13 protein-coding genes are annotated in these 12,203 nt (G+C 63.4%); 7 read left to right on the forward strand and 6 right to left on the reverse strand.

Annotated features, from left to right (window positions below; all coding sequences use genetic code 11):
- The first annotated feature begins 440 nt into the window (after positions 1–440).
- The 4 genes from aceA (at position 441) to ACFWO3_RS14410 (ending at position 6,230) form a co-directional block, all read left to right on the forward strand.
- Positions 441–1,730 carry an isocitrate lyase gene (aceA, locus tag ACFWO3_RS14395; protein ID WP_378578558.1) on the forward strand — a complete coding sequence of 430 codons (1,290 nt, stop codon included), beginning with the start codon at positions 441–443 and terminating at the stop codon, positions 1,728–1,730.
- A gap of 99 nt (positions 1,731–1,829) precedes the next feature.
- Positions 1,830–2,726, forward strand: a complete 897-nt coding sequence (locus ACFWO3_RS14400; RefSeq protein ID WP_378578561.1) for a 3-hydroxybutyryl-CoA dehydrogenase — start codon at positions 1,830–1,832, stop codon at positions 2,724–2,726.
- A 121-nt stretch (positions 2,727–2,847) separates the two neighbouring features.
- Positions 2,848–5,148 (forward strand): 5-methyltetrahydropteroyltriglutamate--homocysteine S-methyltransferase, encoded by a 2,301-nt coding sequence (gene metE, locus ACFWO3_RS14405; protein WP_378578564.1) that lies wholly within the window; start codon positions 2,848–2,850, stop codon positions 5,146–5,148.
- Between the two features lie 41 nt (positions 5,149–5,189).
- A complete protein-coding gene (locus tag ACFWO3_RS14410) occupies positions 5,190–6,230 on the forward strand; it encodes an NAD(P)-dependent alcohol dehydrogenase (RefSeq protein ID WP_378578567.1) in 1,041 nt (346 codons plus the stop codon).
- Between the two features lie 7 nt (positions 6,231–6,237).
- On the opposite strand, the gene ACFWO3_RS14415 is transcribed toward ACFWO3_RS14410, so the two are convergent.
- Entirely contained in the window at positions 6,238–7,029 is a 792-nt protein-coding gene (locus tag ACFWO3_RS14415) for a SigB/SigF/SigG family RNA polymerase sigma factor (RefSeq protein WP_378578570.1), read from the reverse strand.
- Positions 7,026–7,454, reverse strand: a complete 429-nt coding sequence (locus ACFWO3_RS14420; RefSeq protein WP_378578574.1) for an ATP-binding protein — start codon at positions 7,452–7,454, stop codon at positions 7,026–7,028. The genes ACFWO3_RS14415 and ACFWO3_RS14420 overlap by 4 nt, the downstream gene beginning before the upstream one ends.
- 348 nt (positions 7,455–7,802) lie before the next feature.
- Between ACFWO3_RS14420 and ACFWO3_RS14425 the strand changes: the two genes are divergently transcribed.
- Positions 7,803–8,198: an STAS domain-containing protein gene (locus ACFWO3_RS14425; protein ID WP_378578577.1), complete on the forward strand. Its 396-nt coding sequence runs from the start codon at positions 7,803–7,805 to the stop codon at positions 8,196–8,198.
- 13 nt (positions 8,199–8,211) lie between these two features.
- Here the strand turns inward: ACFWO3_RS14425 and ACFWO3_RS14430 are convergent, their stop codons facing one another.
- On the reverse strand, positions 8,212–9,417 hold the full coding sequence (locus ACFWO3_RS14430) for a glycosyltransferase (RefSeq protein WP_378578820.1): 1,206 nt from the start codon (positions 9,415–9,417) through the stop codon (positions 8,212–8,214).
- A gap of 219 nt (positions 9,418–9,636) precedes the next feature.
- Here ACFWO3_RS14430 and ACFWO3_RS14435 point away from each other — a divergent pair, with 219 nt between their 5' ends.
- The gene (locus ACFWO3_RS14435; protein WP_378578582.1) at positions 9,637–9,972 is read left to right on the forward strand and encodes a DUF6292 family protein; all 336 of its coding nucleotides are present in this window, start codon (positions 9,637–9,639) and stop codon (positions 9,970–9,972) included.
- A 39-nt stretch (positions 9,973–10,011) separates the two neighbouring features.
- Positions 10,012–10,233, forward strand: a complete 222-nt coding sequence (locus ACFWO3_RS14440) for a hypothetical protein (RefSeq protein ID WP_378578585.1) — start codon at positions 10,012–10,014, stop codon at positions 10,231–10,233.
- Positions 10,234–10,263: 30 nt separating this feature from the next.
- Here the strand turns inward: ACFWO3_RS14440 and ACFWO3_RS14445 are convergent, their stop codons facing one another.
- Genes ACFWO3_RS14445 through ACFWO3_RS14455 form a run of 3 tightly spaced genes read right to left on the reverse strand, consistent with a single transcriptional unit; the run spans position 10,264 to position 12,190 of the window.
- The gene (locus ACFWO3_RS14445) at positions 10,264–11,124 is read right to left on the reverse strand and encodes a polyphosphate kinase 2 family protein (protein WP_378578589.1); all 861 of its coding nucleotides are present in this window, start codon (positions 11,122–11,124) and stop codon (positions 10,264–10,266) included.
- Positions 11,125–11,153: 29 nt separating this feature from the next.
- Complete coding sequence (locus tag ACFWO3_RS14450) at positions 11,154–11,447, reverse strand: DUF4873 domain-containing protein (protein ID WP_378578593.1); 294 nt, start codon at positions 11,445–11,447, stop codon at positions 11,154–11,156.
- Positions 11,448–11,473: 26 nt separating this feature from the next.
- Entirely contained in the window at positions 11,474–12,190 is a 717-nt protein-coding gene (locus ACFWO3_RS14455; RefSeq protein WP_378578822.1) for a TetR/AcrR family transcriptional regulator, read from the reverse strand.
- Positions 12,191–12,203 lie beyond the last annotated feature (13 nt).

Genomic DNA, 12,203 nt, shown 5'->3' on the forward strand with positions numbered 1-12,203 from the left:
CGACTTGGCAGGCGGGATTCCGTCGCCTTGGGAGATTTGTGTGCAGTTACGCCCGTTCGAGCCTGATCGCCCTCGTAGAACGCAAGTGATTGTCCTCACAACTACCGGCGGTCGTGGTGTGAGCTCGTGGGCGCCGACCGAAATCGAGGTGAGTCGAACTGCAGTCATGGCTTCCAGGGCTGCTGCTCGTTAACCCGAGGTAGATACCTACTTGCGGGTAATGAAGGCGGAGGAAACCCTCTCCCAAGCACCTGCTTGGTTCCGTGAATCATTCGCAAAATTAGCAAAGTGTCGTGAAAAGCTAGCCAAGATTGGCATTAGCAACAGGTAGACGGCACTTTTTGGTTGTGCCATTCTCGGGAAGTACATCCGAAAGGCCTGGCAAGGATGTGAAGCAGTACATCCGTACCGGAGCCAGCAATCTAGAGAGTGGAGTCTTGATGTCGACCACCGGCACCCCGAAGACCGCAGCTGAAATCCAGCAGGATTGGGACACCAACCCGCGCTGGAAGGGGATCACCCGTAACTACACGGCCGAGCAGGTCGTGAAGCTCCAGGGCAGCGTCGTCGAAGAGGCGACCCTCGCTCGCCGTGGCTCCGAGATCCTGTGGGATCTCGTCAACAACGAGGACTACATCAACTCGCTGGGCGCCCTCACCGGTAACCAGGCCGTGCAGCAGGTTCGCGCCGGCCTCAAGGCCATCTACCTCTCCGGTTGGCAGGTCGCCGGTGACGCGAACCTCTCCGGTCACACCTACCCGGACCAGAGCCTCTACCCGGCCAACTCGGTGCCGCAGGTCGTTCGCCGCATCAACAACGCACTGCTCCGCGCCGACGAGGTTGCCAAGGTCGAGGGTGACACCTCGGTCGAGAACTGGCTCGCTCCGATTGTCGCCGACGGTGAGGCCGGCTTCGGTGGCGCCCTCAACGTCTACGAACTGCAGAAGGCCATGATCGCTGCCGGTGTCGCCGGTTCGCACTGGGAGGACCAGCTCGCTTCGGAGAAGAAGTGCGGCCACCTCGGTGGCAAGGTCCTCATCCCCACGCAGCAGCACATCCGCACCCTGACCTCGGCTCGCCTCGCAGCCGACGTCGCGGACGTCCCGACTGTCGTCATCGCTCGTACCGATGCCGAGGCCGCGACCCTCATCACCTCCGACGTCGACGACCGTGACAAGGAATTCCTCGACGGAACCCGCACGGCCGAGGGCTTCTACGGAGTCAAGAACGGCATCGAGCCCTGCATCGCGCGTGCCAAGGCCTACGCTCCCTACTCCGACCTCATCTGGATGGAGACCGGCGTGCCGGACCTCGAGGTCGCCAAGAAGTTCGCCGAGTCGGTTCGCAGCGAGTTCCCCGACCAGCTGCTGGCCTACAACTGCTCGCCGTCCTTCAACTGGAAGGCACACCTGGACGACGCCACCATCGCGAAGTTCCAGAAGGAGCTCGGCGCAATGGGCTTCAAGTTCCAGTTCATCACTCTGGCCGGCTTCCACTCGCTCAACTACGGAATGTTCGACCTGGCTCACGGCTACGCACGCGACGGCATGACCGCGTTCGTCGACCTGCAGCAGCGTGAGTTCAAGGCCGCCGAAGAGCGTGGCTTCACCGCCATCAAGCACCAGCGTGAGGTTGGCGCCGGCTACTTCGACAGCATCGCCACCACCGTCGACCCCAACACCTCGACGGCTGCTCTGAAGGGCTCCACCGAAGAGGGCCAGTTCCACTAGGAACCCCTGCTTCGAATGTTCTACCCCTGCGGGAGTGGTCCCTCTCGGACCACTCCCGCAGGTGAACGACCTCCCCCCACTCAACGAAAGGCAGCTGACGTGAGCAGCGAAAAGATTCAGCGCGTCGGCGTGATCGGCGCCGGGATCATGGGTGCCGGAATCGCCGAAGTGTGCGCCCGCGCGCATGTCGACGTCCTGGTGTTCGAGCAGACCCGTGAGCTCGCCGCAGCCGGACGCTCCCGCATCCTCCGTTCTCTCGATCGTGGTGTGAGCAGCGGCAAGATCACCGAGCGTGAGCGTGAGCAGGCCGCTTGGCGCCTGCGCTTCACTTCCGATCTCGGTGATTTCGCCGACCGGCAGTTCGTTGTGGAGGCGGTCGTCGAAGACGAGAAGATCAAGAGTGAGATCTTCACCGAGCTCGATCAGATCGTCACCGATCCCGATGCGGTGTTGGCTTCCAACACCTCGTCGATCCCGATCATGAAGCTCGGCATCGCCACGCAGCGTCCCGAGCGCGTCATCGGTATGCACTTCTTCAACCCGGTGCCGGTTCTGCCTCTGGTGGAACTCGTCACCACCCTCAAGACCAGCGCCACCGTCAACGAGCGTGCGGAAGCGTTCGCGAGTGACGTGCTCGGCAAGCAGGTCGTTCGTTCGGCGGACCGTTCCGGCTTCGTCGTCAATGCGCTCCTCGTTCCGTACCTGCTCTCGGCGATTCGCATGGTGGAGTCCGGGTTCGCGACGAAGGAAGACATCGACAAGGCGACCGTCCTCGGCCTCGCACATCCGATGGGCCCGTTGGCTCTGACGGACCTCGTCGGTCTCGACACCGTCAAGTCGATCGCGGACTCGATGTACGAAGAGTTCAAGGAGCCCCTGTACTCGGCCCCGCCGCTGCTGCTTCGCATGGTCGAAGCGGGACTGACCGGCAAGAAGTCGGGCGCAGGCTTCTACGAGTACGGCGAGAACGGCCGCGCGAACAAGAAGGCCAGCTAGGTTTTCGGACGTCGCCCCTGTGCGCCTTTCGCGGTCCCGGTAGTTTCGTTCCTGCCGGTGTCGGCGGGAGGCGCACGGGTGGTTCTGGGTAATGAAGTGTGAGCGCAGAAAGGTAGACCGCATGTCCAGCACGGCAGCATACGGCTCCAGCGTCCTGGGATATCCGCGAATCGGACCCCACCGTGAACTAAAGCGTGCGCTCGAGTCCTACTGGCACGGGACCTCCGACAAGGAGTCCCTCCAGGCGGTTGCGAAGGATCTCCAGGAAGAGACGTGGAGCGAACTCGCCGCCACTGGTCTCACTCAGGTGCCCGGTAACACCTTCTCGTTCTACGACCATGTACTCGACAACGCCTTGTTGTTCGGTGCCGTCCCGGAACGCTTCAAGCCGCTCGAGAACGAACTCGACGAGCTGGACTTCTACTTCACCATGGCTCGCGGTCGCCCCGACTTCCCGCCGCTGGAACTGGTGCGATTCTTCGGCACCAACTACCACTACCGTCAGCCGGAACTGGACGAGAACACGACCTTCTCGTTGAGGTCCGAGTCGCTTCTCGACGAGTTCGAGCGGGCCAAGGCGCGGGGGATCGAGCTTCGCCCCGTCGTGCTCGGTCCGGTGTCGTTGCTGCTACTCTCGAAGATCGGCCCCACTTCCGAGAAGGACGGGTTCCGGACTCTCGACCTGTTGGATCGCATCCTCCCCGAGTACGAGCGTCTGTTCGAACAGCTCGCGCAGGCCGGTGCGACGTGTGTGCAGCTCGACGAGCCGTCCTTCACCGAGGACCGCACGCCGGAAGAACTCGAGGCACTCGAGCGCGCATACGAGACGTTGTCGCATGCGCCGATGCGCCCGCGTCTGCTGGTGACCGGCCCTTACGGTTGGCTCGGCGACGCGCTGCCCATCCTGGCTGCGACGAAGGTCGAAGCGCTCGGTCTCGACCTGGTCAGCGGCAAGGTCACCCCGGACGATCTGGCGAAGATCCCGGGCATCAAGCGCAAGCGCATCTATGCCGGTGTCGTCAATGGGCGCAACGTGTGGCGAGTGGATCGCTATGTGACGTTGACGTACCTGAACGCGCTCAAGGACGTGGTTCCGGATCTGGTGGTCTCGACGTCGACCTCGTTGCTGCACGTGCCGTACGACGTGCTCTCCGAGTACGACATCCCCGGGGACGTCGCGGACCGTCTCGCTTTCGCCAAGCAGAAGGTCGGCGAGGTCGTCTCGCTCGCCAAGGCACTCACGGAGGGTCCGTCGGAGAAGTGGCGCAAGCGGCCCACTTCCGTGCACTTCAAGCTCAAGCATGCGGTTCGTGCGCGGGTCAACGCGGTGAAGCCGACCGATCGTGTTCGTGCGCCCTACGAAGAGCGGCGCGTGGCGCAGCAGGAGCGGTTGAACCTTCCTCCGGTGCCGGCGACGACGCTGGGCTCGTTCCCGCAGACCGACGAGATCCGTCGCGCTCGGTACGAACTGGGCCAGGGGCGCATGGAGTGGGACGACTACTACAAGCGCATCCAGGCCGAGATCGAGTCGACGATTCGGCTGCAGGAAGACATCGGCCTCGACGTGTTCGTGCACGGAGAGCACGAGCGCAACGACATGATTCAGTACTTCGCGGAGTTGCTGGAGGGGTACGCGTTCACTCACAACGGGTGGGTACAGGCCTACGGTTCACGGTGCACCCGGCCGCCGATTCTCTACGGGGACGTGGTGCGTCCGAAGCCGATGACGGTCGAGTGGATCGCGTACGCGCAGTCGTTGACCGACAGGCCGGTGAAGGCGATGCTGACAGGTCCCGTCACGATGATCGCCCGTTCCTTCGTGCGTCAGGATCAGCCGCTCTACGAGACGGCCGACCAGTTGGCCCTCGTGGTTCGCGACGAGATCGCGGATCTGGAGGCGGCGGGTATCGCGATCATTCAGGTCGACGAGCCGGCCATCCGCGAGCTGCTGCCGCTGCGTGAGGACGGTCGGGAGGCTTATCTCGAGTGGGCGGTCGATGCGTTCCGTCTGGCCACCGGCGGGGCGAAGCCGGAGACGCAGATTCACACCCACCTGACCTATTCGGGTCGGTCCTCGGTGGTCGACGCGATCGAGCGTCTGGATGCGGACGTCACGGCCATCGTCGCCACCCGGTCCATCACCTGGGTTCTCGATGCGATCAAGGAGAGGGCGCTCACGCATGGTGTGGGTCCCGGTGTGTACGAGAGCCGTTCGGCGCGGATCCCGGACATCGACGAGCTCGACGAGTTGCTGACCGAGGCAGCCGAATCGGTTCCGCTGGAAAGGCTTTGGGCAAACCCGGATGGTGGGCTCAAGACCCGGCACTACTGGCAGCTCGAGCCGTCGTTGCGGAATCTGGTGGCAGCGGCACGACGTCTGCGCCGGCGGGCGGCCAAGCAGGCGGAGCTGCAGGAACAGTAGCGAGGCTGCGTCGGCGGACGGAAAAGAGTAAGCATGTATGCATGGTTACTGCCGCTGCATATGCTGTTACGTCCGCCGGCTCCGCCTTCGAGAAGACCACCATCGAACGTCGCGATCTCGGTCCACTCGACATTCTGATCGACATCGAGTTCGCGGGCATCTGTCACTCGGACATCCACACGGCCCGCAACGAATGGGGCGGCACCCGTTACCCGGTCGTGCCCGGACACGAGATCGCGGGAATCGTCGCGGCAGTCGGGTCGGACGTCACGAAGCACAAGGTGGGGGATCGGGTCGGTGTCGGCTGTTTCGTCGATTCGTGTGGTGAGTGCGACGCGTGCAGGGCGGACGAGGAGCAGTACTGCTTCGCAGGTGTGACGGCGACGTACAACTCGCGTGGCCGTGACGGGGAGCGGACTCAGGGCGGCTACTCGACGCACGTCGTGGTCACCGAGCGCTTCGTGGTGTCCATCCCGGACGGTCTCGAACTCGACGTCGCTGCGCCGCTGTTGTGTGCCGGCATCACCCTCTACTCGCCGCTCGCGCACTGGGGTGCGGGCCCCGGTAAGAAGGTGGCGATCATCGGCATGGGTGGACTCGGCCACGTCGGCGTGAAGATCGCACATGCGATGGGAGCCGAGGTGACCGTGCTGAGTCAGTCGCTGAGCAAGCAGGACGACGGTCGCCGGTTCGGCGCGGACGGCTACTACGCAACCAGCGATCCGGCCACCTTTCAGGACTTGAAGGGCAAGTTCGACCTCATCCTGAACACGGTGTCGGTGAACCTCGACGTCGATGCCTACGTGTCGTTGCTGGCGATCAACGGCACCCTGGTCGAACTGGGCCTGCCGGAGAAGCCGATCGAGGTCCGGGCGTTCTCCCTGGCAGCGAACCGTAGGAGCCTCGCGGGGTCGATGGTCGGTGGCATCGCCCAGACCCAGGAGATGCTGAACTTCTGCGCCGAACACGGCATCGGCGCCGAGATCGAGGTCATCGGTGCGGACGATATCGATTCCGCCTACGAGCGCGTCATCGCGAGCGACGTGCGCTACCGGTTCGTGATCGACACGGCGACCATCTGATTCGGCTTCAACTGTCGAGATGAGCGCGCAGCCGTGTCAGCGTCTTCGTGAGTAGCCGTGATACGTGCATTTGCGAGATGCCGACCTGCTGCGCGATCTGCGTCTGAGTCATATTGCCGAAGAAGCGGAGCAGAAGAACCGTTCGCTCACGTTCGGGGAGCGAATCGAGAAGTGGTTTGAGGGTCTCGTGATTGTCGACGTCCTCGATGGCGGAGTCGTAGTCGCCGAGTGTCTCGAGCATCGAGACCTCGCCGGGCCGGTCGGTCGACGTGTTGTCGACCGACACGGTCTGATAGGCGTTTCCGGCCAGTAGTCCCTGCGCTACGTCCTCCGGTGAGATGCCGAGTTCCGATGCCAGCTCGCTCACCGTGGGGGCGTGTCCGAGCCGCTGCGACAATTCGCTCGTGGCATGTCCGAGTGCGAGGTGTATCTCCTTCATTCGTCGCGGCACCCGTACTGCCCACCCGGTGTCGCGGAAATGTCGGCGTACCTCGCCCATGATGGTGGGGACCGCGAAGGAAACGAAGTCCGATCCGCGGGTGACGTCGAATCGGTCCACTGCATTGACGAGGCCGAGTCGGGCAACTTGGACGAGATCGTCGTGCGCTTCCCCTCGCCCGTCGAAACGACGGGCGATGTGTTCTGCGAGGGGAAGGCATCGGGTCACGAGGGCGTCACGGCGTTTGCGTCGAGCCGGATCGTCGGGGGCGAAGGAACTCAACTCCTCGAACATGGCCTTGACGTCTCTGTACTCGTCCGGCCACTTCGTCCGAATTCCATCTCCCCCTGCGGGTGTCACGAATGTTTGCCCTTCGATCTCACGAATTCGATCGTCGTGATCGACTCCCGATTCACGCCCGGTTCCCGAGTCATGTCGATGGAGTCGGTCAGTGCGTTCAGTACGTGCCAGCCGAACGAATTGTCACGTGTGTCGTCCGATGGCGCTGTGGTAGTCGAGACCTCAACGTGCAGAGCGTTGTTCAGGTACTGAAGTCGGCACACGAGAACGGCTTCGGGAGTGGCCCGGACGATCAGGTAGGTGCAGGCCTCGTCCATTGCGAGCTTGATATCGGCGATGGAGTCGAGGTCGAAGTCTTCGTGAATGGCGATGGCCGCCGCGAGCGCGCGAAGCACCGACAGCTGGTCCGGGGTCGCACGTATCCGCAGTTCGACGACCGGGTGTGCGTAGTCCTGGTCGGGCTCTATTGTCTTGACGTTGGCCATGAGATCTCCGGCTCGGTCGTTCCTGCTGCAGGCGGGTACCGGAAGCAAGGGTAGCCATCCGGCGCACCTGTGAGGGGCGAAATGACAACCCTGGAATCCGGTTACCGCATTCGGGGTGTGGTCAAACCTGACGGCCGGTGTCCAGCGGTGCGGGAAGTACCCGACCTGCGAGGGGTACCACAATCGATCTTGTGGCACATGTCACAAAGGCGTAGGGTCGACGGCGGGTTGATCATACAAACCGGTCGGGAAATTGTGCGGCGACCAGCGGTGAATGCTGAAAACGGTCGGGCGGACGGAAACGCATCCACTGCAGTCGTTGGGAAACGTCTCGAGGTGGGTTGGACTATGACTGTTGTTCCGGGGATTCCCAAGTGCCCGAGGGCCGCTTACAGCAATGCGACATTCGGTGCGCAGCAGATCACGTCACACGTGATTCTGGTGAACGTGAGCGGGGAGATCGATCTGTTCAGTGCGCCCGAGTTCGGGAACTGCGTCAGGCGAACAGCAGGCGACGTGGGCCGTTTGATCATCGACATGACCAGGGTCGAGTTCTTCGGGACCGCCGGACTGGACGTTCTTCGGGCGGTGAACGACGAGCGTGCGAATGCCGGACGTAGTTGGGCAATGATCTGCGGCCGTCCGGTGCAGCGACTACTACACGCCGCAGGCTTGGATTCCGCGTTCCCGTGTTACTCCTCCGTGGAGGGTGCGCTCGGGTCCTGGAAGATCCGTATCGCCTGAAGAGCCACCGCCGTCACGGGTGCGAAGCGGTCCGTGCGGTGCGTGGGGGAGCGGCTACACACCATCCGTACGCACGCAGGGTGTCCGCGCCGATTCGGTCCCACGAATACCTGGCACGCGCACGGTCGGCTCCTGCCACCCCGAAGCCGGCGCGGCGCACTTCGTCGTCGAACAGTTGGCGAATGGTGTCGGCCAGCCGGGCTGGGTTGCGGGAGGACACGAGACGCCCGGTGATGCCGTCCACGACCGTGTCGCGCATGCCGCCCGTTGCAGCGGCGACAACCGGTGTGCCGCAAGCCATTGCCTCGAGAACGATCAGACCGATCGGTTCGTACCAGGGCAGGCTGACGACGGCGTCCGCCGATCGCAGCAGTGTCGGCAGATCCTTGGCCTGCACGTATCCGATGATGTGAACCCGATCCCGAACGCCGAGGGCCTCCGCCCGCGCATACAGTCGCCGTGCCTCCGGGTCGTGAGCCAGCTTCCCCGGGGGAGGGCCGCCACCGATCACCAGTTCGGTGTGGGGCAGATGTACCAGAGAGTCGATCGCCGTCTCGAATCCTTCGTTGGGAGTGAGCGTTCCGACCATCACAAGGCGGTGCGGCATCGCTCGCTTCGCAGACGGGCCGTGTGGAGTGAATGCGGTCACGTCCACACCGCACGGCACGACCGACGTCCGAGAACGAGGGAGACCTTGATGCCCCAGCTCGAAGACCTCCTCGGTGCTGGTGGCCACCACGCGCGTCGCACCACGTGCGATCAACTGTTCGAGCCGGATTCGACTCGGTGGACTCGGTGTGGTGTCGACTTTGAAGCGATTCTCCATCACGCCGAGTGCGTGGAAGGTCTGGACGGTGGGGACCGCCAGCATTCGAGCCGCCAACTGTGTTGCGATGCCCGACATCCAGAAGTGGGCGTGCACGATGTCGGGACGTTCTCGCTCCCATTGCGTTTCCAGGAAGCTTCCGAATGCTCCCATCAGCGGCAGAATTTCGTGCTTGGGAACATACGACGGCGGGCCGACCGGTACGTGGACGACGGTGTAGCCGGCGTCCGTCTCGACCCGGTCCGCAGCGTCGTTACGATCCCGTCGCGTGTACACGGTGACGTCGTGACCTGCGCGAACCAGGGCTGCGGACAAATCGGCGACGTGGCTGCACTGACCGTCGAATCCGGCGTCACCCTCCTCTGCCAGCGGGTTCGCGTGCTCCGACACCATCGAGATCGTCAGAGGTTTGACATTGGTCTGTGACGTGGCCCGAGACGCGTCGCCTCCGCATGTGCTCGATCGGGGCTTGCGTCTCGGCGTGGTCATGCCTCGTGGATTCCCCCGCAATCGGTTTGTAAACCGATCGAGACCGTAGACGGAGTCGACGGGTGTTTCGCAGAAGGGAATTCGGGCATGATCGAAGGTGGTTGGCGTGAGGGAGTAGACGAGATGACGCAGACCTTGACCGAGGGCCCCGGAGGAGTTCAGGGCTTCGACGGATACATTCGCACCGTGGTACGGGAGCTCGGCGTGCCGATCGAAAACTGGTGCTGCAGTACCGATCCGCCAATGGAGGCGATCGTGCAGATCGAGGGAATGCTGCCGGGACATCCGGGCCGCGATGTTGCGCTCGTGTGGGGCGAGAAGCTCGGTTGGGCGCTCGCCGTCGAGACCCGTTCCGGAGAAGACATGATCATCGTTCGGGAGCTCGGCGGTGAACCGATGCCGGCCCCCTCGGTGGTGCGGGCGTTCGCGAACCTTGTCGAGCTGCCGAGGCGGGCGTAACGTCGTGGCAAGCTTTCATCGAAGGTGAGGTGAGTGGTGATGAAACTCAATCTCTTCGCCGCTTGGTTCGGGTTCGGCATGATTCTGATTGCCGTGGTTTCCCTCGGCTCGTTCCTCGTGGCAGCGGGTTCGGGTCACGGTGGGTGGGCGATCATCGCCGGTTCCGTCGGCGTTGTCGCGGTTGCCCTCGCGATGGCGACTATCGGTGGCACGGTACGTCACGATCACAAGACGCATCAGGAGACGCCGCACCTGTTCTGAACAGGCGCAGCAGCCCTGAAGGGGTAGGGGTCACGACTCCGCGAGTCGTCTCTTCTCCTCGTCGATGTCGAAATCTGCGCTCGGCCAATCCAGTTCGAGTCTTTCGAGGGCATCGATCAGAAGCTCTGTGACTGCGATACGGCTGTACCACTTTCGGTCTGCGGGGATGACGTACCACGGCGCGTGATCGGTGTCGGTGCGGTCGAGGATTGCCTGATACGCCTTCTGGTACTCGGGCCAGAGGGCGCGCTCGCTGACGTCGGAAGGGTTGTACTTCCAGTATTTGTCCGGCCGATCGAGCCGCTCCTGAAGGCGTTCCTTCTGCTCGTCGAGCGACACGAACATGGCCACCTTGACGATGGTGGTGCCGCTGTCGACCAATTCCTTCTCGAACTGGTTGATTTCTTTGTAGCGGCCTTTCCAGACTTTCTTGGGGACGAGTTCGTGGACCCGTGCGACGAGTACGTCCTCGTAGTGGGAACGATCGAACACGCCGAGCTGTCCGCCTCGCGGCAGTGCCTTGTTGATGCGCCACAGGAAGTGGTGGCGCTTCTCGTTCGGGGTGGGAACGCCGAACGCTGCGTGATCGACGCCCTGCGGGTCGACATGACCGATGACGTGCCGGACCATCCCGCCCTTGCCTGAGGTGTCCATTCCCTGGAGCACCAGCAGGACCGACCGGGGGTCGCCCGAGCGGCCGTTGGCGTACAGGAGTTCCTGCAGATCGGAGAGCACCTGACCTCGGGTCTCGAGTTGCTCCTTGCCTTCGGCCTTCTTGCCCGTGAATCCGGGAGTGCTGCGAGTGTCGAGATCGGCGATCGACGAATCGGGATCGGCGCGCAGAACCTTCGTCGGTGGCGCCGTCCAGAGGTTCTTCGGTGTCTTTCCCATGATCGAACTCTGCCACACGGCAGCGCGGCTCAGGTGTGCTCGAAGGGAGGTTGTGTCGTCCCCTCGACGAGGTGACTTCCCCACAGGTCGAGTCCGGTGACCCGTGCGTCCCCGCTGCGGTCCGGGGTCGTGATGGTGAGTGTCGTCTTATCGGGTACCTCGGTGCCCAGGATCTCGGTCAATCCGCGGACCCGACCGCGCCAGAGGTATCGACCGCTGATGGGTTCGAAATTGCCCGTCAGCTGTACGGCCGTAGTGACGGTGCGCTCGCCGACGGTCACCTGCGCCGGCCCTGTATATCCGTCGAACTCGGGTTCGCTCACAACCCGAAGATACCTGTTACCGACAGTTACACGCCAGGCTCGGTGGGGGGCTCCTCGTCGGTGATCAGCGGGTGCGGAGCCGAGCGGAACCGGGCCGGAGAAGCCTTGACGGACGCGATGCCCGCGATGCCGCCCCAGATCATCATCGTGAGGTAGCTGATCAGATCCTCGGACGACATCGAACGGTTGGAGATCCACCAGTGGGTCGCGAGTTGCACGCTGCCGACGATCCCGTACGACCACGGCACGGAACCGCCCGAATCCATGTCCATGTTCCGAAGGCGTTCACCGAGCACCGTCGAGAGCAGTTCGGCGATCATCCGTTCCGAATCGGCCACCACGTCCTGGCCCGCGCCGGAACTGTTGGCCATGACGTACAGATACAGCTCCGGGTCGGCCGCGACAGTCTCGACATAGGCGCTGATGGTGGCCTCGGTGAGCTCGAACTCGTCGAGGTGGCCGCCGATAGCTGCATAGATTCGGGGGGCGAGAATCGTCTCCACGTAACGGACCATCGTCGCGTTGGTGAGGTCGCTCTTGTCCGCGAAGTAGCGGTACAGAACCGTCTTGGACACCCCGATCTCGGACGCGATCTCGTCCATGCCGACGTCGCGACCGCGGAGACGGATGGCGGCGATGGTGCCGTCGACCAACTCGGCGCGACGGGCGATCTTGTGTTCGCGCCAGCGGCGTTTGCGGCCGTCGGGCTTTTCCTGCTTGTCCGCGTTCTCGGCCTTGGTCATCGACTCGGTCACC

Source organism: Rhodococcus sp. NPDC058521 (assembly GCF_042719695.1).
Lineage (GTDB): Bacteria > Actinomycetota > Actinomycetes > Mycobacteriales > Mycobacteriaceae > Rhodococcus_F.